We start from the raw sequence: 22,798 nt of genomic DNA, 5'->3' as shown, positions 1-22,798 counted from the left end.
CTCGGGGGATCCGGCGTCGTCGACCTGCGCCGTGTCCCGGCGCCCGGTCTGCTTCTACAGTGCGGGTATGGAGATCAGGTGCTCTCAATGCCAGGGGTTCGACCTGGAACCGGGGTTCGTCGAGGACTCCGGCGACCACTCCCGGGGATACGCGCGGTGGATCCCCGGCCCGCTGCAGCGGGGGGTTCTGGGCGGAGCCAAGCGCTTCGGCCGGCCGCGCTTCCAGATAGACGCCCACCGCTGCCGCGCCTGCGGCCACTTGGAGCTCTTCGCCCCGCATGAGGTGTGAGGGGAGTCAGGTGTACGGGGAGTGAGCTGCGCGGGGAGTGAGCTGCGCGGGGCGACACGCGGCGGGGGCCTGAGGGGGCCCGTCCCCGCCGCGTGTTCCATGTGCAAAGGCAATGACGGCGGCCTCGGGGTCAGGCGGGTTGTGGTGTGAAGCGTCGGTGTCCCTTGCGGTCGTAGTACCTCGTCATCGCGAAGCCGAAGAGCAGGGCGAGCGCCGCGCCGATCGCGATCATGATCCAGGAGCGGGTGAGTCCGGCGTCCCCGCGGGCGTCGAAGAAGAGGATGGCGCGCACGCCGTCGCTGAGCTGGCGCATGGGCTCGAAGTGCGACAGGAAGCGGTAGAAGTCGGGGATCGCCTGCAGCGGGACCGTGGCGCCCGAGGACGGCAGGCCCAGGACGATGAACACGAACATGGACACCAACTGGCCGATTCCGCCGAAGGCGGCGTTGATGGCCTGTACGCCCAGGCCGACGGCGAGCGTCGCGCAGTAGGAGAACACCCACAACAGGGGCAGATGGGACGCGTCCATGCCGAGGACGGCCACGCAGGCGAGCATCACCAGTGAGGCGCTGAGGAGCGAGATGCCCGCGGTCATGCCCATCTTCAACAGCAGCGTCTGCGTGCGGTTGATCGGCACGGTCGGGCGGCGGGTGTGCCAGGGGCCGATCTCGTTGTCGGCGTAGCCGAGGGCGGTGTCGACGCCGTTGCTGATCACGTTGCCGCCCATGAAGCCGGCCAGGACGAGCAGCAGGGTGTAGTAGAAGGCGGTCAGGCCGAGACCGCTGTGGGCGCCGATGGGGTGACCGACCTGGGTGACGACGTCCACCGGGTCGGCGAGCAGCAGTCGCGTGGTGGAGTTCGCCCGGGTGCCGACGCCTGTCGTGAGTTGCTTGCCGACGGTCCGCGACACCTGGTGCGCCGCCTTCGTCGTGATCTGGGAGGCGAGGGAGGAACCCAGGCTGCCCTTGCCGGGGTTGGTGAGCACGGTGAGCACCGGCTTCTGGGTGGCGCCGGTCGTGCTGAGAGCGGTGACGGAGGCGGTGAAGTCGGCGGGAATGACGAGTGCGCCGTAGACCTTGCCGGAGTCGAGCTGTTCCTGGGCCCGGGCGCGGGTGAGCGTACGCCATTCGGCCTTGCCGCCGGCCGTGTCGGCGGCGATCGCGGCGGCGACCTGGGTGCCCAGGTTCTGCTGCTGTCCGGCGGGCGGCTTGCCGGTGTCGCTGTTGACGAGGGCGATGGGCAGGTCGCGCAGGTCCTGGTTGGGGTTGACGATCCCGCCCATGTAGAGCAGGGACAGCAGCAGGGCGAGCAGTCCCGTGAGGATCGTGGGGACCAACCACAGTTTGGGGCGGCGCAGCAGCACGGCGGCACTGGCCTGAGGGGTGGTGGACTCGGCCATGGTTCTCCGTGAGTTCCGGGCTGTGCGAGTGACGAACAGCGAATGACAACGGCTGCACGAGCGATCCTGCCGACCGCACGAGTCGCCAGGATGGGGCGTGGGCCGACGCAAGCTGCCGCACGCCCCGCCTTCCTCCCCCCGTTGCAGTACAAGGGGAGGCTACGCTCCTGGGCGCTCCCGCACGCATCCGCTCGAAGAACACCGGATTGCGAGCGTCCACGACCGCGACCTACGACCGGAACGGCCGCGTTCGTGCGGGTGACGCCGGCTATGCGCCGCGCCGGAACCGGGCGGCCTTGCGCGCCTCCGCCATCTGGCGGGTCTCGGCGGACCGGCGGGACCCGCCACCGCCTCCACCGGCCTGCCCCGGGCGGGTGCCCAGACCTCGGAAGAGTGCGCCGCCGCGCTTCGGGCGCTCCGCGACCGGCGCGCTTCCGTCGACGGGGACGCCGGAGGGAGCCTGCGCGCCGGTGATGCGGCTCAGCTCGGCCTCGCCGGAGCGGACCCGGGTGATCTGCGGCCTGATACCCGCCTCGGACAGCAGACGGGCCATGTCCCGGCGCTGGTCGGGCAGGACGAGCGTGACGACACTGCCGGACTCCCCGGCGCGGGCGGTACGGCCGCCGCGGTGCAGGTAGTCCTTGTGGTCGCCGGGCGGGTCGACGTTGACGACGAGGTCGAGGGCGTCGACGTGGATGCCTCGGGCCGCGACATCGGTGGCCACCAGGACCGTGACGTGACCGTCCTTGAACTGGTCCAGGGTGCGGCTGCGCTGGGGCTGGGACTTGCCGCCGTGCAACGCCGCGGCCCTGACGCCGCTGCTCAACAGGTGCCTGGTGAACCGGTCGACAGCGTGCTTGGTGTCCAGGAACATGAGCACGCGCCCGTCGCGGGCGGCGATCTCGGTGGCGGTGGCGTACTTGTCGGCGCCGTGCACCTCGAGCACGTGATGCTCCATCGTGGTGACCGCGCCCGCCGAGGGGTCGACCGAGTGGACCACCGGGTCGTGGAGGTAACGCCGGACGACGAGGTCGATGTTGCTGTCGAGTGTGGCCGAGAACAGCATGCGCTGACCGTCGGGGCGTACCTGGTCGAGCAGTTCGGTGACCTGAGGCATGAAGCCCATGTCGGCCATCTGGTCCGCTTCGTCCAGAACGGTGATGCTCACTCGGTCCAGGCGGCAGTCCTTGCGCTCGACGAGGTCCGCGAGACGGCCCGGAGTCGCGACGACCACCTCGGCGCCGGCTCGCAGCGCGCCGGCCTGCCTGCCGATCGACAGGCCGCCGACCACGGTGGCCAGCCGCAACCGCAGCAACTCGGCGTACGGGGCGAGCGCATCGGCGACCTGCTGGGCGAGTTCGCGCGTGGGGACAAGGACCAGGGCCAGCGGCTTCCGTGACTCGGCGCGTCGCCCGGCCGTGCGCACGAGGAGCGCCAGACCGAAGGCGAGCGTCTTGCCCGAGCCTGTGCGCCCCCGGCCCAGGACGTCGCGCCCTGCGAGGGCGTTCGGCAACGTGGCCGCCTGGATCGGAAACGGCTCGTGCAGGCCGCGGCCGGTGAGCATCTTCAGCAACTCGGCCGGCATGTCCAGCTCACCGAAGGTCGCAGCCGGGGGGAGGGCGGGAGTGGCGGTGACCGGCAGCGCGAACTCCGCCGGTGCCGGTGCTGTGGGACGGTCATTCGTGCGAACTGAACGGCTCATGGAGAACCTTCCTCGACGGGGGCACGCATCGAGGAATTCCCGACGGAAACGAGCCGGATGAATTGCAAGAACGAGCCGAAAATAAGACGGAGGGAATACTGACCGGAATGCGGAACGCAGCAAGCTGGGGCCCGCCCCATGGGCGGACCCCAGCTACTTCATGCGCTTCGGCGTCAGGCGGGAGTGATGTTCTCCGCCTGCGGGCCCTTCTGACCCTGCGTGACGTCGAAGTTCACCTTCTGGCCTTCCTGGAGCTCACGGAAGCCCTGAGCGGCGATGTTCGAGTAGTGAGCGAAGACGTCGGGGCCGCCGCCGTCCTGCTCGATGAAGCCGAAGCCCTTTTCCGAGTTGAACCACTTGACGGTGCCAGTAGCCATGTCATATCTCCTTCGGGGCAGTGCCCAGGGGCCCACACCGTGTGGACCCGTGTGTTGCCACAATGACCCCGTCCGGATAAGCACCGGAGATACAAAAATGCCCGACGACATATAGCCGCCGAGGCACTTGAAGTTTCGGGAACCACAACTGCAACTGACGTCAAGCCTAGCACGGCACATACATTCGCACCACCTTTCGCGCGCGCCCGAAAGGTTAATTTTTAGATTACACAAGGTGCGGCAATGAAGAATGAGGTCGACCGCGCAACCCCGCCGGCCGGCTAGGCGAGGAAGCTCAACCGAACCTTGCGCTCCGGATTGTCACGGTTCGTATCCACCAGACACACCGACTGCCACGTCCCCAGTTCGAGCCTGCCGCCCACGACCGGCAAGGTCGCGTGGGGCGGGACGAGGGCCGGGAGGACGTGGTCGCGACCGTGGCCCGCGCTGCCGTGACGGTGCTGCCAGCGGTCGTCGGCGGGAAGCAGCGTGTGCAGCGCGGCCAGGAGGTCGTCGTCGCTGCCGGCGCCCGTCTCGATGATCGCGATGCCTGCCGTGGCGTGCGGCACGAAGAGATTCAGGAGACCGTCGCGGCCGTCGGCCACGTCACGGAGGAACGCCTCACAGTCCCCGGTGAGGTCGACAACCCTCTCCCGCGAACCGGAGGCGACGTGCAGAACTCGGGTGGTGAACGCATCTGACATAGCCCCATCCTGACCCATACGCCGCGTTCCACACCCGACCGGCCGCCCACTGTGCGATACCGGGGGTCCGATCTGCGAGACGGCCGTTGACCGTGGGCATGCAACCTGGCTACGTTCAACCGCATGTTGCGTTCAGCCCTGCTCACCACGCGCGGTCATATCGACCTGCTGCGGGTGGCCTCCGCCGCGTGTCGTCGCGGCCGCTGACGCCCTCTCAGCCTCTCGTTACACCTCTCGCACCACCCTTCCCCCTCGCCTTCGCCCGCCCCGCCCGCACGTCCGGTCGCACCTGAGCCGACCGTGACACGGCGGCGCCGAGGTGCGCCCGCCCGTCCCCCACCGGCCGCCGTTCCTCCCCCGTGGAGCCCCCATGAGCATCAGCCATGCCCCACCCGAATCGTCAGAGCCGGATATTTCCCCTATATCCGCTGCATCTGCTCCATCTGCTGCGCCCGCCGTCTCTGCCGCGTCTGCTGTACCCGAACGGAAGGACCACGAGGCCGACCTCGACCTCGAACCCATCGTCCCCCGTTCCTCCCGCCGCACCCGCGTACCCCGCTGGCTGCGCCGGACCACCGGGCCGGTCGTGCTGCTCCTGCTGTGGCAACTCCTCAGCAGCACAGGCGTGTTGACCTCCGACGTCCTCGCCTCACCCGGCCGCATCGCTCAGGTCGCCGGTGATCTCGTCTCCGACGGCTCCCTGCCCTCGGCCATGGGCACCTCGCTCCAGCGGGTGGCAGCCGGACTGCTCCTGGGCACCGTCGTCGGCACCGGACTCGCCCTGGTCGCCGGGCTGTTCCGGATCGGCGAAGACCTCGTCGACGCCCCGGTGCAGATGCTGCGGACCGTGCCGTTCGTCGGCCTCATCCCGCTGTTCATCATCTGGTTCGGCATCGGCGAGGCCCCCAAGATCGCCATCATCACGCTCGGGGTGACCTTCCCGCTCTACCTCAACGTATATGCCGGAATCCGGGGCGTGGACGCTCAGTTGATCGAGGCCGGGGAGTCGCTCGGGCTGTCGCGTCGGGGCCTGGTACGGCACGTGATCCTTCCCGGCGCGCTGCCGGGCGCGATGACCGGCCTGCGCTACTCGCTCGGGATCGCCTGGCTCGCGCTGGTCTTCGCCGAGCAGATCAACGCCGACTCCGGCATCGGCTTTCTGATGGTGCAGGCGCGGGACTTCCTGCGCACCGACGTGATCGTGGTCTGCCTCATCGTCTACGCCTTCCTCGGCCTCCTCGCCGACTTCGTCGTCCGAACCCTCGAAAGGCTGCTGCTGCAATGGCGACCGACGTTCACCGGCCGATGACCCCCCAGCCGAGCCGGACGTCACAGACGTCCCAACCGTCCCAGAGCTCCGAGGCCTCCCCGATCTCCGCGGACTCGCCGACGCCCGCCTCCGCGCCCGATGCCTCGCCGGTGCCCCGCGCGATCCGCGCGCCGCAGGCGGTCCGTGTCGAGGGGCTGACCCGGTCCTTCGACGGCCGCGCCGTCATCGACGACCTCCGACTCGACATCCGTCCGGGCGAGTTCGTGGCGCTGCTGGGCCGCAGCGGCTGCGGCAAGTCCACGCTGTTGCGCATCCTCGCCGGGCTCGACCGCGACATCGAGGGCACAGTACTGGTGCCGCGCCGCAAGGCCGTCGCCTTCCAGTCACCGCGGCTCATGCCGTGGAAGAAGGTGTGGCGCAACGTGCTCCTCGGACTGCCGGGCCGACCCGAGCGCCCCGTCGCCGACAAGGCCCTGGACGAGGTGGGGCTCGGGCACCGGTCCGACGCCTGGCCGAAGACCCTCTCCGGCGGCGAGGCCCAGCGCGCCTCCCTGGCCCGGGCCCTGGTACGCGAGCCCGATCTGTTGCTGCTCGACGAGCCGTTCGGCGCGCTCGACGCGCTCACCCGCATCAAGGCCCAGCACCTGGTGGGCGAGTTGTGGCAGCGCCGCGGCTGCGCCGTGCTGCTCGTCACGCACGACGTCGAGGAGGCGGTGCTGCTGGCCGACCGGGTCCTGGTGATGGACGACGGGATCATCGCGCACGAGCAGCAGATCGACCTCGACCGCCCCCGCGACATCGCCGACCCCCGGTTCGCGGAACTGCGCGCCGGCCTGCTGCGCCGCCTCGGCGTGGCCCCGACGGCCGCCGAAGCCGCCTGACACCCCGGCTCACCCTCCCTCCCCTCCCCTCCATTGCCCTCCCCACCCGCTCCCCTCCCCCACCCCGGCCACTGCTTGCTCTGCCCCCACTCCTCGCCCCGCCGCCCTCGCACTCCCTCGGAACGGACCCCCATGCGACGACGCCTCGTCCCCGCCGCTGCGCTTCTCCCTCTCGCCCTCCTGCTCACCGCCTGCGGCGGGAACTCGTCCGCCGGCACGGGCGCCGGCGGCGGCACCGACGGCAAGGGCTCTCTCACACTCGACGTCGGAGACCAGAAGGGTGGTTCTGAAGCCATCCTGCGGGCCGCCGGAGAGTTGAAGAACCTCGACTACAAGATCAAGTGGTCCACGTTCACCTCCGGTCCGCCCCTCCTGGAGGCCGTCAACGCCGGGGCCGTCGACATCGGCGGCGTCGGCAACACCCCGCCCGTCTTCGCGGCCGGCGCCGACTCGAAGATCACGGTCGTGTCCGCCTTCCACGGCGCCTCCAAGGGCGACGCCGTGCTGGTGCCGAACGACTCCAAGCTGACGAAGACCGCGCAGCTCAAGGGCAGGTCGATCGCCGTGGCGCAGGGCTCCTCCGCGCACTACCAGCTGGTGGCCTCCCTCGAGGCGGCCGGTCTGACGCTGAGCGACGTGAAGGTCAAGTACCTCCAGCCGGCCGACGCGCTCGCCGCGTTCACCTCCGGCAAGGTCGACGCGTGGGCGGTGTGGGACCCGTACACCTCGCAGGTGTTGCAGGCGGAGAAGGGCAGGGTGCTGACCACCGGCGAAGGGGTCACCAACGGGCTCACCTTCCAGGTGGCCGCGCCCTCCGCGCTGAAGGACGGCAAGAAGGCCGCCGCCATCAAGGACTATCTGGACCGGCTGCGGCGTGCAACGGCGTGGGTGTACGACCACCAGGAGGAGTGGGCCAAGGTGTGGGCGAAGGACACCGGGCTGCCGTACGAGGTGGCGCTGGCCTCGGTGAGGCGGACGAACTCCACACGGATCTCGGTGGCGGTCGACAAGCCGCTGATCGCCTCCGAGCAGCAGATCGCCGACACCTTCACCGAGCTGAAGCTCATCCCTCGCAAGGTGGACTTCGCGGCCTTCGTGGACCCGCGCTACAACGACGACCTGCCGCCGTCCACCACTCCCGGTCGCGTGTCCTCGTAATCACACCCGACGGCACGGCCGCTCCGGGAAGATCCACGCTCACCCTTCCGTTGGTAGAAGCGTGAACAACTTGCGTGAGGTCGAGGTGGTCGTCATAGGCGCCGGTCAGGCAGGTCTGGCCGGCGCCTACCATCTGCGGCGCACCGGTTTCGAGCCGGAGCGCGACTTCGTGGTGCTCGACCACTCCCCCGCTCCGGGCGGCGCCTGGCAGTTCCGGTGGCCCTCGCTGACGTACGGCAAGGTGCACGGAATGCACGCGCTGCCGGGCATGGAGCTGACGGGCGCGGATCCCGACCGCCCGTCCTCCGAGGTCGTCGCCGAGTACTTCGACGCCTACGAGCGCACCTTCGACCTGCGCGTACGGCGGCCGGTCGACGTGACGGCCGTACGGGAGGGCACGGGCGGGCGGCTGCTCGTCGAGACCTCCGACGGCACCTGGTCCACGCGGGCCGTGATCAACGCCACCGGTACCTGGGACCGGCCGTTCTGGCCGCGCTATCCCGGTCAGGAGACCTTCCGCGGACGCCAGTTGCACACCGCTCAGTACCCGGGTCCCGAGGCGTTCGCCGGACTGCGGGTGATCGTGGTGGGCGGCGGTGCGTCCGGTACGCAGCACCTGCTGGAGATCGCGCCGTACGCGGCCGACACCACGTGGGTGACGCGCCGGCCTCCCGTCTTTCGCGAGGGACCCTTCGACGAGGGTGCGGGCCGTGCGGCGGTCGCGCTCGTGGAGGAGCGGGTGCGGCAGGGGCTGCCGCCCAAGAGCGTGGTGTCCGTGACGGGGTTGCCGCTCACCGACGCGATCCGGCAGGGCCTGGCCGACGAGGTGCTGGACCGTCTGCCCATGTTCGACCGGATCACTCCGGACGGCGTGGAGTGGGCCGACGGGCGACGCGTGGACGCCGACGTCATCCTGTGGGCGACCGGCTTCCGGGCCGCCGTCGACCATCTCGCGCCGCTGCGGCTGCGTGAGCCGGGCGGCGGGATCCGGGTCGAGGGCACGCGTGCGGTCGCCGATCCGCGCATCCACCTGGTCGGCTACGGGCCGTCGGCCAGCACCATCGGCGCCAACCGGGCCGGACGCGCGGCCGTCCGGGACATCAGGCGGCTGCTCGCCGAAGAGACCGTCGCCGCCTGACGCCCCGCCAGGTCACTTCGCCGCCGCCGACGTGCTCTTCTGGGCCTTCTGGTTCCGGTTGAACTCGGCGACGTTGCGCTGGTGCTCCGCATAGCTCGCCGTGAAGCGGGTGTCGCCCGGCTTGACCGTGACGAAGTACAGCCAGTCGCCCGGGGTGGGGTTGATCGCGGCACGCATGGCCTCCTCGCCCGGGTTGTCGATCGGGGTCGGCGGCAGGCCCATCCGCTGGTAGGAGTTGTAGGGGCTCTGGATGCGGGTGTCGTTCTGCGTCGTCCTGAGCGTGGAGCGGTTCAGCGCGTAGTTGATGGTGGAGTCCATCTGCAACGGCATCCCGCGCTCCAGGCGGTTGAACACGACCCGGGCCACCTTGCCCATGTCCGCCTTGGTGGCGGCCTCTGCCTGGACGAGGCTGGCGATGGTGACCGCCTGATAGACGTTCATGGCGTTGCGCTGGGCGCCGGCCGCGATCGGCGCCCCGTTGAACTTCTTGTTCGCCGTGTCGACCATGTGCGACAGCACCGTCTGCGGCGTCGCCTTCTCGCCCAGCGGATACGTCGCCGGGAAGAGGTAGCCCTCCGGGTTCCCCTCGGCGTCGTTCGGCAGCTTGAGTCCGGCCTTCGGCAGTGTCCCCCGGGTGGTGCCGGACGGCAGGGCGAGCGCCTTGTCGACGGCCTCGTAGATCTGGCTCGCGCGCCAGCCCTCCGGGATGGCGAGGGCCGTCGGCTTCGGCTCCTGGTCCTTCGATCGCTCCAGGCTCAGCAGCGGCACCGCCACGGCGGCGCCGGCCACGACGGCTCCGGTCGCGATGAGGACGAGACGGCCGCGGCGCGTCAGTCGAATCATGGTCCGTGGCGGAGTGTTCTTACGCATGCGGGCACGGTAACCCCCATATCGTCATAAACTCGGCATAACTTGCCATACTTTCATCTTGTCGGCTCCAGGTGGGCGTCTCGTCGCACGAGGGCCGCATACCGCCCGTCGCGCTCCAACAGTTCGTCGTGCGTGCCCCGTTCGGCCACCTGGCCGGAGTCCAGGACCACGATCTGGTCGGCACCCCGAATGGTGGACAGCCGGTGGGCGATGGTGAGGGTGGTGCGGTTCGCCGAGAGCGCGTCGATGGCCTCCTGGACGGCCCGTTCCGTACGGGTGTCCAGGGCGCTGGTCGCCTCGTCGAGGATGAGTACCGGCGGGTCGCGCAGGATGGTGCGGGCGATGGCCAGCCGCTGCTTCTCACCGCCGGAGAACCGGTGGCCGCGCTCGCCGACGACCGTGTCGTAGCCGTCCGGCAGGGCGGCGATGTGGTCGTGGATCTGCGCCGCCCGCGCCGCCGCGTGCAGTTCCTCGTCGGTGGCGTCCGGCTTGGCGAAGCGCAGGTTGTCGGCGACGGTGGCGTGGAAGAGGTACGTCTCCTGCGAGACGACGCCGACCGCGCGGGCCAGGGTGTCGAAGTCGAGGTCGCGGACGTCGACGCCGTCGAGGGTGACCCGGCCGCCGGTCACGTCGTACAGGCGCGGCACCAGGTAGCCCAGCGTGGACTTGCCGGCTCCGGTCGGGCCGACCACGGCGAGGCTGCTGCCGGCGGGGACGGTGACGTCGATGCCGTCGAGGACGGGCCGGACCGCCTTCTCGTCGTCGTTGTCGTAGCGGAAGGCGACCTTCTCGAAGCGCACCTCGCCCTTGATCTGGTCGAGGTGGACCGGGTTGTCGCGCTCGGTGATGTCGACGGGGAGGTCGAGGTACTCGAAGATGCGCTGGAAGAGCGCGAGGGAGGTCTGGATCTGCACGCCGGTCGCCAGCAGGCTGACGGCGGGGCGGAACAGGCCCTGCTGGAGCGAGACGAAGGCGACGATGGTGCCGAGGGAGACGTCGGGACCGCCGAGCTGGAGGGTCACGCCCGCGGCCCAGTAGATGACGGCCGGCATGGCGGACATGACGATCCCGATCACGGCCATCCGCCAGCGGCCGGCCATGCTGGACCGCACTTCGAGGTCGACGAGCTGCTCGGACTCCTCGGAGAAGGACCGTGTGAGGGAGTCGGAGCGGCCCATCGTGCGGCCGAGCAGGATGCCGCTGACCGACAGCGACTCGGTGACCGTGGCGGCCATCGCGGCCATCTGCTTCTGACGCTGCGTGGTGATCTTCTTGCGTTCGTTGCCGACGCGGCGGCTGATCCACACGAAGACCGGCAGCAGGAGCAGGGAGACGACCGTCAGCCGCCAGTCGAGGGCGACCATCGCGATGATCGTGGCGACCACGCTGGTGAAGTTGGAGACCAGCGAGGTGGCGGTGGAGGTGACGGTGGCCTGCATGCCGCCGATGTCGTTGGCGATGCGGGACTGCACCTCGCCGGTACGCGTGCGCGTGAAGAAGGCGAGGGACATGCGCTGCAGGCGTCCGTAGACGGCCGTGCGCAGGTCGTGCATGACGCGCTGGCCGACCGTCGTCGAGATCAGCGTCTGCAGGACGCCGAACACGCCGCCGAGGACGGCGCTGAGGATCATGCCGAGGGCGAGCAGGCTGAGCAGGCCCGTGCGCCCCTGCGGGATGGCGACGTCCAGCGTCTCCTTCAGCAGGAACGGCGTGGCCACGGTGACCAGCGACGAGGCGGCGACCAGCACGCCGACGACCGCGAGGCGGGCACGGTAGGGCTTGAAGAGGGTGAGGATGCGGCGCACCTGCCGGGGTTGATCGGTCGAGGTGCCGGGCGAAGGGGTCCAGTCGATGTGGTCGCGGGGCATGGCTCCTACGGAGGGTGAGACGGTGAGGACTGACGGAGCATAGCTCATTGTTACCTATACTCACAATGAACGGCGTCCTGATATTGTTCCCGTATGACCACCCCGGATTCCGACGGCCTCCTCGCCGAGCAACTGCTGCGGCTCACCCGCCGGGTGCACCGCATCCAGAAGCGTCACCTGGAGCAGCGCGGGCTGGGCGTCACCCCGGCCCAGGCCCGGCTGCTGCGCACTCTCGCGCACTGCGACGCACCGCCGCGCATGGCCGACCTCGCCGAGCGGCTGGAGGTGGTGCCCCGGGCCGTGACGACCCTGGTCGACGGACTGGAGGCGAGCGGGAAGGTGCGCCGGGTGCCCGATCCCACCAACCGGCGGGTGATCCGGATCGAACTCACAGAGGACGGCGGCGAGGCGCTGCGGGAGCTGCGCGGTGCGCGGGTGTCCGCCGCGAAGGAGATTCTGGATCCGCTGACGGACCTGGAACGCCAGGTGCTGGGCGGGTTGCTCGACGCCCTGGTGGACGGGACGCCGGAGCGGGAGCGGACGCCGGGGCGGGAGCAGGGGCGGGGACATGAGCAGGAGCCCGGGCGGGCCTGCTGAACGACGTGACGGGCCGTGGCCGCCCCTCCGTATTGCGGGAGGGGCGGCCACGGCCCGTTGCGGTGTCGCTGTACGTCAGCCGGTCTCGGGGGCCGTCTCCTTGGCCAGCGGAGCGGGAACCACAGCCACGGGCCCGGTCGTTTCCGGGTTTTCGGCGCCCTCGGGCTGCGCGGGAGCTGTCGGCCCTTCCTCCGCCGCGGCGACGTCCTCGCCGTCCAGGACCTTCTTGGCCCGCTCCAGGTCCAGCGCGCCCTCCCAGCGGGAGACGGCGAACACCGCCACGCAGTTGCCGAGGAGGTTGGTGACGACGCGCATCGAGTCCATGATGCGGTCCACGCCCAGCAGCAGGGCCACCGCCCCGGCGGGGATGGCCCCCAGCGAGGAGGCCGTCGCGGACAGGGCGAGGAAGGCCGAGCCGGGGATGCCGGCCATGCCCTTGCTGGTCAGCATGAGGACCAGGACCACGGTGATCTGCTGCCCCAGGCTGAGGTCCACGCCGACCGCCTGGGCGATGAACAGCGTGCCGATGGACAGGTAGAGCGAGGCGCCGTCGAGGTTGAAGGAGTAGCCCGTCGGCAGCACCAGGCCGACGGCGTCGTCGCGGGCGCCGGCCTTGCGCAGCTTCTGCATCACGCGCGGCATGACGGACTCGGTGGAGGCGGTGCCGAGCGCAAGGAGCATCTCCTCGCGGATGTAGCGCAGGAACTTCCACAGGCTCAGCCCGGTGACCAGCCGCAGGGCGACGGCGAGCAGCGCGATGAACAGGGCCGCCGCCGCGTAGCACAGGGCGATCAGCTTGCCGTAGGTCTCGATCACACCGAGTCCGTAGTTGCCGATCAGGACGGCCATCGCGCCGAACACCGCGATCGGCGCCAGCCGCATGACGAACCCGACGATCGCGAAGATGATCTCCTGCGCCTGCTCGACGGCGGGCAGCACCTTGGGCACCTTGGTGTGGCCGAGGTGCAGCAGCGCGGCGCCCACCAGACAGGCCAGGATGAGCACCTGGAGCAGGGAGTTCTCCGCGAAGGCGCCGATGAAACTGGTGGGCAGCGCGTTCACGATGAACTCGGTGGTGGAAGGCAGCGAGCCGCCGCCCGTCTTCGCGTCGACCGCCGAGGTGTCGAGCGTGGACGGGTCGACGTTCATCCCCGAGCCGGGCTGGACGATGTTGGCGGCGAGGAGCCCGATGATCAGGGCGAGCGTGCTCGCGACCTCGAACCAGATCAGGGCCTTGAGCCCGATCCGGCCGAAGGCCTTCAGGTCACCGGCCTTCGCGATGCCGACGACCACCACGCAGAACACGAGGGGCGAGATGATCGTCTTGATGAGCCGGGTGAACCCGTCGCCGAGCGGCTGGAGATCCGTGGCCACGTCGGGCCACAGCTTGCCGACGACGATGCCGAGGACGAGCGCGCAGGCGACCTGCGCGAAGAGTGAGGTACGCAGTATGCGTGCGACGCGTCGTGGCAGGGACGGGGCGGACGACGGCACGGGCACTCCTTGGGGGACGACTGGCACGCAGAAGCCGGGGACGGCGACTTCTGCGATACGGAAAGCGGATTCCGTTGCGATCACTTTGAAGGTGACGTTGATCGCGCGCAAGACCGCTGCGTTTCAGCCGTGTAAATCCCGCCACGAGTGACGGTTCGCCCGCACTGCGTCTCAGCAGCCGCTGTGATCCTCGGTCAGCACCCCCTGAACGGTGGTCAGCCGACGGTCGTGACAGCCGTCCGAGCCGTACAGCCGGTAGCGCTCGCTCGTCCTGCCGACGGCGTGCCGCTGGTCGCGGGGCACGTTGACGGTGAAGGCAGCGTCGCCCGTGTAGGTGTCGTCGAGCCGCGACCACCCCGTGCGTCGACCGTTTCGCATGGTCACGGCGTCGGCCCGGTCGCCGAGGGTCAGCACGGTGCGCAGCCGGTCGGCCGCGCCGAGGGTGGTGGCGCCGTTCATCGTGTACGTCCGGTCGGTGCGTGTCGCCCGGGCCGGGCCGCGGCCGTCGACGGTGACCGACTCGTCGTCCGTCCAGGTGGCGTCGAGGCCGTCCACGCTCTCGTCGTCGGTCCAGCGGTGCACGGAGGTGTTCGCGAGCGTGCGGGTGACGGTGGTGCGCACCCGTCCGTGCGAGGTGTCGAGATAGCCGGCGACGGTCAGCCGGTGCCGGCCCTCGGTGTCGAGCCGGTGCTCCGGGCCGGGCGTGTAGACGCTGGAGTCGGTGAGCTCACCCGCATCGTGCGTGACGAGCTTTCCGCCGACGACGGCCTCGCCCGGGTCCTGCCAGACGAGCACGTTGACCGGCGTGCTCCAGCCGCTCTGTCCCTCGGGGACCCCGACGACGGACACCTCGACGCGGTGCGGGCGGCCGTCGTTGAGAACCCCGGCGAACGGGGTCAAATCGTATTCGATCGGTTTGACGTCGAAGGCGCGGGGGCCCGGGATCACGTACCAGAGAAAGGGGTTGGACCAGCCGCCGGTCCAGACGGTCGGGAAGGGAGCGGCGATTCCCGCCAGTTGTCCGTCGACCTTGACCTGCACCTCCCGGTAGGGGCCGTCGTCGGCATGACAGGAGTAGGGAGCCGCCGCGGGCACGGTCAGGTACCAGTACTCCTCGCACCCGCCGCCCGAACCCGTGGCGTACACCTCGGCGACGACGCGTTCGCTGTTGCGCGGCGTGGTGAGGGTCGCACCGTCGGGGCCGTCGGCCAGGGTGAGGACCCGGTCGGGGACGGCGGCCGGTTTCCCCTCGTAGAAGGTGAGGGTCACCTTGACGTCGATCACACCCGTGTAGGTGTCGTCGACGACGTTGCCGATGAGCATCTCGACGTCCTGGGCGGAGCGGAACGTGTCGCTGTAGCGGGTGACGTCCTTCTCGACGGACCACTCGATCCCGTCGGGCGAGGGCTCGGGCGTCGACGTACGGAAGATCTCCACCCCGCCGACGTGCAGATAGCCGAGCCGGTCGAACTGTCGCCCCTTGACCTTGCCGTCGAGCCGCAGCACCACCTTGCTCCAGCGGTCGCCACAGCCGTCCGGCGGGGCGTACGCGCCCCGGTACGGCGTGAAGTCCCGGAACTGCGCCTCGGCGAGGGCGACCTGGCAGGACTTGGCGTCAGGCCTGGTCACGGGCGGGGCGGCGGTAAGGGGGTCGTGCCAGTCGGTGCCGAATTCGGCGGGTACCTCGACCGCCGCGGACGTGGATGGGGCGGCCTGCGCCGTGCCGCCCCCGAGGACGGCGCCCGCCAGGAGGATCGCTCCGGTGAGCATGGACATGATGATCCGACTTCTCATGGCCGGTGTTCTACGGCGAGTCGCCGCCTCCCCGCAATGACGCGTCCGCCGGAAGTGCTGGACGAGTGGTTCCGATGTGACTCAGTGGCCGTAGGCGATCAGCGACCTGGTGAAGCGTGCGCCGATGGCGCGGTTGTGCCGGATCGCGCAGGTCAACGCCAGGACCCGCGGGGCCACCCGGACGCCGACGCCGTCGATGGCGCATCCGCCGGTTGGACGCCGCGGGCGGCGAGGAAGCGGCCGAGTTCGGCGGCGATGCAGCCCTTGGCGGCCAGGGCCCAGGTGACAGGCAGGCCGGCGGGAGCACACACCAGGTGCAGTTTCAGGCCCCAGTAGAAACGGGAGTCGGAGCGGCAGTAGTTCGCCCAGCCGGCGAGGTCGGAGCGGCGCACGGTCTCGCGGGAGCGGGCGCACTCGACGGGGGTGGAGCCACGATCCGATGTCGGACACTCTCCCCACGTCTGAGAACCCCGCATTCGGAACTGCTCGTCTAGTTCTTCAGTGCGGCCCTGTCCCCCATGACCACCACGGGATGCCCAGCCGGGTCGAGCGTGCGCAGGAGATACTCCATCGCCGCCCTGGACAGGCTGACGCAGGCCGACGTGCCGCTGCCATGGTCCAGGTGCAGCCAGATCCCGCCGCCTCTCTCCTCGCCCAGGGGCTGCTCCGCATCGTCGGGAGGCGCGCCTTTGACGCGGTTGTAGTCGATGGCGATGACGTAGTCGAAGTCGTGCCAGTGCGCCTCGTCCCACCACTGGGGCGCCGCGTAGTCCTCGGACTGCGTGTACGGCAGCCGGGTTCCCGGGTCGTCGAGGACGCCGGCCGCGGCAGTGAGCGTGAACACGCCGACGGGACTGCGGTTGTCGCCGAGACGGTGCTCGGCGGTCCAGCCCTTCTTGCCGTTGTGCGCGGGCCACGTGCGGACGCGCTCCCAGGCCGCGCCACGTTTGGCGTAGAACACGACGGTAGAGGTCGCGGAGTCCCTTCCGTCGCCGTACACCGCCACCACCTGGCGCGACGCAGCGGGGATCTGCCGTTGCAACCGCTCCCCGACGCCCGGGACGCTGGTCGCCGCTGCCACGCTCGGTAGCGAGCCGCCGCCCTCGGCACCCGCTCGCGGCATGCCCGCCTGCCTGTGTTCTCCACCCGAGCCGCCGCACGCGGCCAGGACCGCCAGCAGAAGACCACAGGTCACCGTCGCGGCTCCGACGCGCCGCACCTCGCCATGTCGCACCGGGCCATGTTCGCATCACTTTCCGGCCATTTACGTCATGTTGCGGACATTCAGGCCGTGTCGGGCGGCTGCCGGATCCTGCCGCCTCAGCGGAAAACCGGTTGATTCTGACCACGCTGCAACGCGAACCTTGCACGGTTTGCTGCCGCTTGTTGCCGCTCTCTGCGGACCTTCCGCTGGTCCACTCCCCTGCCCCTCCCCCCTCCCCTCCCCCGCCTATTCCCCCCTCCCCTGACTCGAGCCACTGGGACGTCATGCAGATCCAAGACCTTCCGTACCTCGACCCTGGTGTGCCGGACGCACGCTCGGGCCCCCGCTTCCTGTGGTGGCTCGGCCGCAATCAGCTGGGCGGCCAGCTCAAGGCCCTGGCCTGGGGGCTGCTGCACTTCATCGCTGTCTCCGCGCAGCCGTTCTGCGTCGGGCTCGCCGTCGAGGCCGTCGTGGACCGCTCCGGTACCCGGCTCGCCCTCGCCGGCGGGCTGATGCTGCTGTGCGGCGCCGCCACCGCGCTCGGGGACACCTTCCTGCACCGCGCCGCCGTCACCAACTGGATCACCGCCGCCGCCCGGGTCCAGCAACTGCTGGCCCGCAAGGCCTCACAGCTCGGCTCCGCGCTGACCCGGCGGGTCGCGGCCGGCGAGGTGGTGGCCGTCTCCACGGGTGACGTCGAGAAGATCGGCTGGTTCGTGGAGGCCGTGTCCCGCTTCACCGCCGCGGCCCTCACAGTCCTGCTGGTCTGCGTCGGCCTGGTCGTCTATGAGCCGGCCCTCGGCGTAGTCGTCGCCGTCGGCCTGCCCGTCCTCGCGCTCGCGGTGCTGCCCCTGCTGCCACGTGCCACGCGCCGCGCCGACTTCCAGCGCGAGAAGGCCGGACGGGCCACCGAACTCGCCTCGGACACCGTGGCCGGCCTGCGGGTGCTGCGCGGGATCGGCGGTGAGGAACTGTTCCTCGACCGCTACCGCAACGCCTCTCAGGAGGTCCGACACGCGGCCGTGCGCAGCGCGCGCATGTGGTCCCTGATCAGCGCCATCCAGGTGCTGCTGCCCGGTCTGCTGCTGATCGCGGTCGTCTGCTACGGCGTCCACCTGGCCCGCGAGGGCCGCATCACCGTCGGCGAACTGGTCACGGTCTACAGCTCCGTCATGGTCCTGGCCTATCCCCTCAGGCACTTCGAGGAGATCGCGATGGCCTACTCCTTCTCGCGTCCGTCGGCCAAACGGGCCGCAGGCGTGCTGGCTCTGGAGCGGGTCACCGACATCAGCGGGTCGCGCGCCGCAGACGCTCCGTCGGGCGACCTGTACGACCCCGCCACCGGCCTGCTCGCCCCGGCCGCCCAGCTCACCGCCGTGGTGTGCGGCGACCCGGACGCGGCCGGACAGCTGGCCGAACGGCTGGGCGGACACCCCCCGGAGGACGGCCCGTCGGTACTGCTCGGCGGCGTCCCTCTGGACGAGCTGCCGCTGGACTGCGCGCGCACGGCGGTCCTCGTCCAGGACAAGGACCCGGTGCTGCTGTCCGGTTCGCTGCGCGACCTGCTCGACGTGCCCGCCTCGGGTGCGGTCGACTCGGATGCGGCGCTGGCCGCCGCCCAGTGCGGGGACGTCCTCGAGGCGCTCGTCCAGGGCTCGTTGGACGCCGACGATCCGCTGGACGCCCGCATCACCGAACGCGGCCGGTCCCTCTCCGGCGGCCAGCGGCAACGGCTCGCGCTGGCCCGCTCCCTGCACACGGACCCCGAGGTCCTCGTCCTGGACGAGCCCACGTCCGCCGTCGACTCGCACACCGAGGCACGGATCGCCGAAGGACTGCGCGCACTGCGTGCAGGGCGTACGACGATCGTGTTCACCTCGTCGCCCCTGCTGCTGGACCGGGCCGACCGGGTCGTGCTCGTGCACGAGGGCGAGGCCGTGGCGGTCGGAGTGCATCGCGAACTGCTGCGCACCGAGCTCCGGTACCGGGCCGTGGTGACCAGGGAGACCGACGAGGAATCCGCCCTGAACGGCGTGTTGAAGGACCTGCACGACAACGAACTCGAAGAGATCGAACGCGAAGAGATCGAGGAGACCGCATGATCGGCGTGGCGCCGCCCGCGTACGACCCGGCGGCACCGACGACGGCGAACACCCTGCCCGTCGGCGCCCCCGCGACCGTACGCGCCTACGTGGCCGAACTCCTGCGCCGGCACCGCCGCGCCTTCCTGCTCCTCCTCCTCGTCAACACAGTCGCCACGGTCGCCTCGATGGTGGGTCCTTGGCTGCTCGGCGATCTCGTGGAGCGGCTCTCGGACCAGGCGCGCGAGCTCCATCTCGGGCTCACCGCCTCGCTGTTCGTGCTCGCCCTGGTCGTCCAGGCCGCCTTCGTACGGCAGGTGCGGCTGCGCGGCGCGATGCTCGGTGAGCGGATGCTGGCCGACCTGCGCGAGGACTTCCTCGTACGGTCGGTCCGACTGCCGCCGGGCGTACTGGAGCGGGCCGGAACGGGCGACCTGCTGTCCCGCATCACGACGGACATCGACCGGCTGGCCAACGCGATGCGGGAGGCCGTGCCCCAGCTGACGATCGGCGTGATGTGGGCCCTGCTGCTGCTCGGCGGGCTCGTGGTCACGGCGCCGCCGCTGGCCCCTGCCGTGCTGGTCGCGGTGCCCCTGCTGGTCGTCGGGTGCCGCTGGTACTTCAAGCGGGCGGCGGCCGGCTACCGCTCGGAGGCCGCAGGCTACGCCGCCGTGGCGGCCGCCCTCGCCGAGACCGTGGACGCCGGCCGCACCGTCGAGGCCCATCGCCTGGGCGACCGCCGCATCGCGATCTCGGAGCAGCGCATCCAGCAGTGGACCGCCTGGGAGCGCTACACGCTGTGGCTGCGATCGGTGCTGTTCCCGGTGATCAACCTCGTGCACGTCACGGTGCTCGGCTCGGTCCTCATGCTCGGCGGGGTGTTCGTCCTGCAGGGCTGGATCGGGGTCGGCCAGCTGACGACGGGCGCACTGCTGGCGCAGATGCTCGTCGATCCGGTGAACCTCATCCTGCGCTGGTACGACGAGCTGCAGGTGGCCCAGGTGTCGCTGGCCCGCCTCGTCGGGGTGCGCGACATCGAGCCGGACGGCGGGGACTCCGGGCTGGCGCCCGACGGCCGCGACGTCCTCGCCGACGGGGTTCACTTCGGCTACCGCGAGGGCGTCGACGTACTGCGCAAGGTGTCCCTGGAGGTCTCCCCCGGGACCCGGCTCGCCCTGGTCGGCCCCTCGGGTGCGGGCAAATCCACGCTGGGGCGGCTGCTCGCCGGGATCTACGCGCCGCGCGACGGCCGGATCACCCTCGGGGGCGCCGAGCTGTCGCAGATGACCGCCGAACGGGTCCGCTCCCACGTGGCGCTCGTCAACCAGGAGCACCACGTCTTCGTGGGCTCCCTGCGCGACAACCTCCGGCTCGCCCGGACGGGAGCCGAGGACGCCGAGCTGTGGGCGGCCCTGGGCGCGGTCGACGCGGACGGCTGGGCACGGGCGCTGGACGACGGCCTCGACACCGAGGTCGGCTCCGGCGGTGTCGCGCTCACCCCGGCACAGGCCCAGCAGATCGCACTGGCCCGCCTGGTGCTGGCCGACCCGCACACGCTGGTCCTGGACGAGGCGACCTCGCTGCTCGACCCGCGGGCCGCCCGCCATCTGGAGCGGTCCCTCGCCCGCGTCCTGGACGGGCGCACCGTCGTCGCCATCGCCCACCGGCTGCACACCGCCCACGACGCCGACGTCATCGCCGTCGTCGAGAACGGCCGCATCAGCGAGCTGGGCAGCCATGCCGAGCTGGTCGAGGCGGACGGAGCGTACGCGGCACTGTGGCGGTCGTGGCACGGGTGAGAAGGGAAGTGCCCGACGCCGCAGGGCAGCGTCGGAGCCAGGCCCCTCTGTACGGCGGCCATGACCGGTGCCGGTACCGGTGCCGGCGTTCTCGGCAGAGCCGCCGTGAGCAGTGGTGCACGGGCCGGGAGCGGAGCAGACACCCGTGTCGGCGACCCGCGGGACAGTGCGGGCGTCTCCACGTCGCGAGCGCGCCGCGCCGGCCCGGGCGACGCGCTCCCACGACCGTGTGACCTTTGGCGTTGCGCGCTCCCGAAGCGGGGTGGAACGCTGGATAGCGGCACCCGCGCGGGAGGCGCCCGGAAACCGTCCGAAACGCGCCTCCCCCGGCCGGTGCTCCGTCCGGCGGTATCCCATCGCCGACCGCGGAGAGTACGGGCCCGTCACCCCCTGGAGGTACCCGTGAACAGCGCCGACGGATGGGGAGACGACGTCTACCAGCCCGACGCGTCCGACATCCAGGAGGACGCGGGGCTGCTCGACGTGGAGGACACGCTGGACAACGACGGGGTCGGAGACCCCCTCGACCGCGGCTGGTCCCCTCCGGACCGCCCCTGGGCCGTGGAGCACACCGGTGTGACCGCCGCGGAGCGTCAACAGGGGGAGACACTGGACCAGCGGCTCGCTGAGGAGCTGCCGGACCTCGATGCGCCCGACGGCGACGGCCTCGGCGACTGTGACGGCACCGACGGGGAACTCCTCGACAACGAGGTCGGCAACGCCCGCTCCGGTCGGCTCGTGGCGCCGGACGAGGGCGTCCACGAGGACGAGGAGAGCGCACTGATCGCGACGGACGTGGGCATCGACGGCGCGGCCGCCTCCGCCGAGGAGGCCGCGATGCACATCGTCGACGAGGACACCCTGTCCGGTTGACCCGCCCGCTGCCGGCCCGGCCGTCCCCGGTCCGTCACCACCGCCACCGCACGAGGAGCACGCATGCAGCAGGACAAGCAGCCCGACTACCACCCGGTCGTCTTCCGCGACCGCACGGCCGGTTACGCCTTCCTGACCCGGTCCACCGCGACCAGCGACCGGACCATCGAGTGGGACGACGGCAAGACCTACCCGGTCGTGGACGTGGAGATCTCCTCGGAGAGCCACCCCTTCTACACCGGCAAGGCACGCACCGTGGACACGGAGGGCCGCGTCGCCCGCTTCGAGCGGCGTTACGGCGACGGCGGGGCAATGACCTGAACCGCCGCTGCCACCGCCCCCACCCTCACAGCCCCTGGCGCGACGGCCCACCGCATCCGTCGCGTCGCGCGTCAGATGTAGTTGAGGGCGGCAGCCCCGCCCACTCCTCCGAGCAGCATGAACACGGGCATCAGCACCTTCAGCTCGACCCAGCTGCCCGCGCGGAACCGCATCACCTTGGGCGGGCCGATCGGATACCAGCGTTTGCGCCCGATCGGGATGGGCCACAGAACCGGGCATCCGGAGACGGTCAGCGCGTCCCCGATGTCGTGCACCAGGGCGCCCAGCACGATCGGCAGCCCCAGCCACAGGTACCCCTGGCCCGGATCCGTGAACAGCCAGTCCGAGCCGTTGCCCGGCTTGTCCAGCACACCGGCGAGGATCCACGCACTGGTCGCGGCGAGCAGCCACACCAGCACGTCGCTGCTCGACCCCCGGGCCGCCCGCCACAACAGGCCCTCGATCGCCAGCACCATGTGCACGAAGAGGATCGCCAGCACCGCCCAGCGGCCACCGGTGATCGCCAGCGCCGAGGCGCCGGCACCGATCATGACCGCCCACAGCCAGGTGTGGGTGAGGGTGCGGTGCCCTCCGGAGCGGCGCGGGTCGCCCTGCTTCTTCGTGGCCTTGTAGACGGCGTAGGAGAGCTTGTCGACGATCTCGCACAGCCAGCGCGAGACGGGACCGAAGGCACGGGAGATGGTGGCGGCCTTGTGATCGAGGTCCGGGGCGAGTGCGGCGCCGGCGCAGATCAGCGCACCGACGAGCAGGACCGGCCAGGGCATCGTGTGCCCGGCCGCAGCGGCGGCCGCACCGACGCCGAGCCAGGCTGCGGCGCCCGACAGTGAGTGTGCTGGTCCCATCATGGCCGTTGCCCGCCCTATTCCTCGTGTGCCGCTGTCCAGTTGACCGGGTGCGATGACGCTCCGTCGGCGACACAGCGTAGCGGCCGTGATCTTCGGGCCGACAGCCGATTCCC

General features: G+C 70.7%; 21 protein-coding genes and 1 pseudogene. 11 read left to right on the top strand and 11 right to left on the bottom strand.

The window, feature by feature from the left end; genetic code table 11:
• Window positions 1-67: 67 nt before the first annotated feature.
• Entirely contained in the window at window positions 68-289 is a 222-nt protein-coding gene (locus tag ACIBAF_RS20450) for a hypothetical protein (protein WP_327312951.1), read from the top strand.
• Window positions 290-419: 130 nt separating this feature from the next.
• Here ACIBAF_RS20450 and ACIBAF_RS20445 read toward each other — a convergent pair whose 3' ends face one another.
• The 4 genes from ACIBAF_RS20445 to ACIBAF_RS20430 all read right to left on the bottom strand — a co-directional run bounded on the left by ACIBAF_RS20445 (window position 420) and on the right by ACIBAF_RS20430 (window position 4,471).
• A complete protein-coding gene (locus tag ACIBAF_RS20445; protein WP_399464627.1) occupies window positions 420-1,688 on the bottom strand; it encodes a DUF3533 domain-containing protein in 1,269 nt (422 codons plus the stop codon).
• Window positions 1,689-1,956: 268 nt separating this feature from the next.
• Window positions 1,957-3,390 carry a DEAD/DEAH box helicase gene (locus ACIBAF_RS20440; protein WP_399464626.1) on the bottom strand — a complete coding sequence of 478 codons (1,434 nt, stop codon included), beginning with the start codon at window positions 3,388-3,390 and terminating at the stop codon, window positions 1,957-1,959.
• A 173-nt stretch (window positions 3,391-3,563) separates the two neighbouring features.
• Window positions 3,564-3,767: a cold-shock protein gene (locus ACIBAF_RS20435; protein ID WP_079664111.1), complete on the bottom strand. Its 204-nt coding sequence runs from the start codon at window positions 3,765-3,767 to the stop codon at window positions 3,564-3,566.
• 281 nt (window positions 3,768-4,048) lie between these two features.
• Window positions 4,049-4,471: a secondary thiamine-phosphate synthase enzyme YjbQ gene (locus ACIBAF_RS20430; protein ID WP_399464625.1), complete on the bottom strand. Its 423-nt coding sequence runs from the start codon at window positions 4,469-4,471 to the stop codon at window positions 4,049-4,051.
• Between the two features lie 123 nt (window positions 4,472-4,594).
• On the opposite strand from ACIBAF_RS20430, the gene ACIBAF_RS20425 reads away from it, so the two are divergent.
• The 5 genes from ACIBAF_RS20425 (at window position 4,595) to ACIBAF_RS20405 (ending at window position 8,918) form a co-directional block, all read left to right on the top strand.
• Complete coding sequence (locus ACIBAF_RS20425; protein WP_313884353.1) at window positions 4,595-4,678, top strand: putative leader peptide; 84 nt, start codon at window positions 4,595-4,597, stop codon at window positions 4,676-4,678.
• A gap of 163 nt (window positions 4,679-4,841) precedes the next feature.
• On the top strand, window positions 4,842-5,780 hold the full coding sequence (locus tag ACIBAF_RS20420; protein WP_399464624.1) for an ABC transporter permease: 939 nt from the start codon (window positions 4,842-4,844) through the stop codon (window positions 5,778-5,780).
• Window positions 5,753-6,622, top strand: a complete 870-nt coding sequence (locus ACIBAF_RS20415) for an ABC transporter ATP-binding protein (protein WP_399464623.1) — start codon at window positions 5,753-5,755, stop codon at window positions 6,620-6,622. Before ACIBAF_RS20420 ends, ACIBAF_RS20415 begins: the two co-directional genes overlap by 28 nt.
• 132 nt (window positions 6,623-6,754) lie before the next feature.
• Window positions 6,755-7,780 (top strand): ABC transporter substrate-binding protein, encoded by a 1,026-nt coding sequence (locus ACIBAF_RS20410; RefSeq protein WP_399464622.1) that lies wholly within the window; start codon window positions 6,755-6,757, stop codon window positions 7,778-7,780.
• A gap of 61 nt (window positions 7,781-7,841) precedes the next feature.
• A complete protein-coding gene (locus tag ACIBAF_RS20405) occupies window positions 7,842-8,918 on the top strand; it encodes an NAD(P)-binding domain-containing protein (RefSeq protein WP_399464621.1) in 1,077 nt (358 codons plus the stop codon).
• A gap of 12 nt (window positions 8,919-8,930) precedes the next feature.
• Here ACIBAF_RS20405 and mltG read toward each other — a convergent pair whose 3' ends face one another.
• Both mltG and ACIBAF_RS20395 read right to left on the bottom strand, forming a co-directional pair.
• Window positions 8,931-9,788 carry an endolytic transglycosylase MltG gene (gene mltG / locus ACIBAF_RS20400; RefSeq protein WP_399464620.1) on the bottom strand — a complete coding sequence of 286 codons (858 nt, stop codon included), beginning with the start codon at window positions 9,786-9,788 and terminating at the stop codon, window positions 8,931-8,933.
• Window positions 9,789-9,841: 53 nt separating this feature from the next.
• Window positions 9,842-11,656, bottom strand: coding sequence for an ABC transporter ATP-binding protein (locus tag ACIBAF_RS20395; protein ID WP_399464619.1), 1,815 nt, complete (start codon window positions 11,654-11,656; stop codon window positions 9,842-9,844).
• Window positions 11,657-11,749: 93 nt separating this feature from the next.
• Here ACIBAF_RS20395 and ACIBAF_RS20390 point away from each other — a divergent pair, with 93 nt between their 5' ends.
• Entirely contained in the window at window positions 11,750-12,253 is a 504-nt protein-coding gene (locus tag ACIBAF_RS20390) for a MarR family winged helix-turn-helix transcriptional regulator (RefSeq protein WP_399464618.1), read from the top strand.
• Window positions 12,254-12,328: 75 nt separating this feature from the next.
• Here ACIBAF_RS20390 and ACIBAF_RS20385 read toward each other — a convergent pair whose 3' ends face one another.
• The 4 genes and pseudogenes from ACIBAF_RS20385 to ACIBAF_RS20370 form a co-directional block, all read right to left on the bottom strand.
• Window positions 12,329-13,747: a cation:dicarboxylate symporter family transporter gene (locus ACIBAF_RS20385; protein ID WP_399464617.1), complete on the bottom strand. Its 1,419-nt coding sequence runs from the start codon at window positions 13,745-13,747 to the stop codon at window positions 12,329-12,331.
• Window positions 13,748-13,918: 171 nt separating this feature from the next.
• Window positions 13,919-15,541, bottom strand: coding sequence for a peptide-N4-asparagine amidase (locus ACIBAF_RS20380; protein WP_399464616.1), 1,623 nt, complete (start codon window positions 15,539-15,541; stop codon window positions 13,919-13,921).
• A 269-nt stretch (window positions 15,542-15,810) separates the two neighbouring features.
• A pseudogene (locus ACIBAF_RS20375) lies at window positions 15,811-15,969 on the bottom strand (IS982 family transposase); the annotation flags it as partial.
• Window positions 15,970-16,031: 62 nt separating this feature from the next.
• Window positions 16,032-16,664, bottom strand: a complete 633-nt coding sequence (locus tag ACIBAF_RS20370) for a L,D-transpeptidase family protein (protein ID WP_399464615.1) — start codon at window positions 16,662-16,664, stop codon at window positions 16,032-16,034.
• Window positions 16,665-17,029: 365 nt separating this feature from the next.
• Here ACIBAF_RS20370 and ACIBAF_RS20365 point away from each other — a divergent pair, with 365 nt between their 5' ends.
• From ACIBAF_RS20365 to ACIBAF_RS20350, 4 genes are all read left to right on the top strand, one after another.
• Window positions 17,030-18,847 (top strand): ABC transporter transmembrane domain-containing protein, encoded by a 1,818-nt coding sequence (locus ACIBAF_RS20365; protein WP_399464614.1) that lies wholly within the window; start codon window positions 17,030-17,032, stop codon window positions 18,845-18,847.
• Complete coding sequence (locus ACIBAF_RS20360; protein ID WP_399464613.1) at window positions 18,844-20,625, top strand: ABC transporter ATP-binding protein; 1,782 nt, start codon at window positions 18,844-18,846, stop codon at window positions 20,623-20,625. The genes ACIBAF_RS20365 and ACIBAF_RS20360 overlap by 4 nt, the downstream gene beginning before the upstream one ends.
• A 402-nt stretch (window positions 20,626-21,027) precedes the next feature.
• Window positions 21,028-21,498 carry a DUF5709 domain-containing protein gene (locus tag ACIBAF_RS20355; protein WP_399464612.1) on the top strand — a complete coding sequence of 157 codons (471 nt, stop codon included), beginning with the start codon at window positions 21,028-21,030 and terminating at the stop codon, window positions 21,496-21,498.
• Between the two features lie 63 nt (window positions 21,499-21,561).
• Window positions 21,562-21,819 carry a type B 50S ribosomal protein L31 gene (locus ACIBAF_RS20350; RefSeq protein WP_399464611.1) on the top strand — a complete coding sequence of 86 codons (258 nt, stop codon included), beginning with the start codon at window positions 21,562-21,564 and terminating at the stop codon, window positions 21,817-21,819.
• A gap of 71 nt (window positions 21,820-21,890) precedes the next feature.
• On the opposite strand, the gene ACIBAF_RS20345 is transcribed toward ACIBAF_RS20350, so the two are convergent.
• Window positions 21,891-22,685 carry a metal-dependent hydrolase gene (locus ACIBAF_RS20345; RefSeq protein WP_399464610.1) on the bottom strand — a complete coding sequence of 265 codons (795 nt, stop codon included), beginning with the start codon at window positions 22,683-22,685 and terminating at the stop codon, window positions 21,891-21,893.
• Between the last annotated feature and the right edge of the window lie 113 nt (window positions 22,686-22,798).

Origin of the sequence: Streptomyces sp. NPDC051677, from assembly GCF_044453465.1 — a bacterium.
Taxonomy (GTDB): Bacteria; Actinomycetota; Actinomycetes; order Streptomycetales; family Streptomycetaceae; genus Streptomyces.
Note: the sequence above shows the minus strand (reverse complement) of the source record. Positions and strands in the feature narration are given on the sequence as shown.

Coding starts and splice junctions, on each gene's coding strand:
- ACIBAF_RS20420 (WP_399464624.1), top strand. CDS start 4,842: ATGAGCATCAGCCATGCCCCACCCGAATCGTCAGAGCCGGATATTTCC.
- ACIBAF_RS20430 (WP_399464625.1), bottom strand. CDS start 4,471: ATGTCAGATGCGTTCACCACCCGAGTTCTGCACGTCGCCTCCGGTTCG.
- ACIBAF_RS20440 (WP_399464626.1), bottom strand. CDS start 3,390: ATGAGCCGTTCAGTTCGCACGAATGACCGTCCCACAGCACCGGCACCG.
- ACIBAF_RS20370 (WP_399464615.1), bottom strand. CDS start 16,664: ATGCCGCGAGCGGGTGCCGAGGGCGGCGGCTCGCTACCGAGCGTGGCA.
- ACIBAF_RS20445 (WP_399464627.1), bottom strand. CDS start 1,688: ATGGCCGAGTCCACCACCCCTCAGGCCAGTGCCGCCGTGCTGCTGCGC.
- mltG (WP_399464620.1), bottom strand. CDS start 9,788: ATGCGTAAGAACACTCCGCCACGGACCATGATTCGACTGACGCGCCGC.
- ACIBAF_RS20410 (WP_399464622.1), top strand. CDS start 6,755: ATGCGACGACGCCTCGTCCCCGCCGCTGCGCTTCTCCCTCTCGCCCTC.
- ACIBAF_RS20395 (WP_399464619.1), bottom strand. CDS start 11,656: ATGCCCCGCGACCACATCGACTGGACCCCTTCGCCCGGCACCTCGACC.
- ACIBAF_RS20390 (WP_399464618.1), top strand. CDS start 11,750: ATGACCACCCCGGATTCCGACGGCCTCCTCGCCGAGCAACTGCTGCGG.
- ACIBAF_RS20345 (WP_399464610.1), bottom strand. CDS start 22,685: ATGATGGGACCAGCACACTCACTGTCGGGCGCCGCAGCCTGGCTCGGC.
- ACIBAF_RS20425 (WP_313884353.1), top strand. CDS start 4,595: ATGTTGCGTTCAGCCCTGCTCACCACGCGCGGTCATATCGACCTGCTG.
- ACIBAF_RS20450 (WP_327312951.1), top strand. CDS start 68: ATGGAGATCAGGTGCTCTCAATGCCAGGGGTTCGACCTGGAACCGGGG.
- ACIBAF_RS20415 (WP_399464623.1), top strand. CDS start 5,753: ATGGCGACCGACGTTCACCGGCCGATGACCCCCCAGCCGAGCCGGACG.
- ACIBAF_RS20380 (WP_399464616.1), bottom strand. CDS start 15,541: ATGAGAAGTCGGATCATCATGTCCATGCTCACCGGAGCGATCCTCCTG.
- ACIBAF_RS20350 (WP_399464611.1), top strand. CDS start 21,562: ATGCAGCAGGACAAGCAGCCCGACTACCACCCGGTCGTCTTCCGCGAC.
- ACIBAF_RS20360 (WP_399464613.1), top strand. CDS start 18,844: ATGATCGGCGTGGCGCCGCCCGCGTACGACCCGGCGGCACCGACGACG.
- ACIBAF_RS20365 (WP_399464614.1), top strand. CDS start 17,030: ATGCAGATCCAAGACCTTCCGTACCTCGACCCTGGTGTGCCGGACGCA.
- ACIBAF_RS20435 (WP_079664111.1), bottom strand. CDS start 3,767: ATGGCTACTGGCACCGTCAAGTGGTTCAACTCGGAAAAGGGCTTCGGC.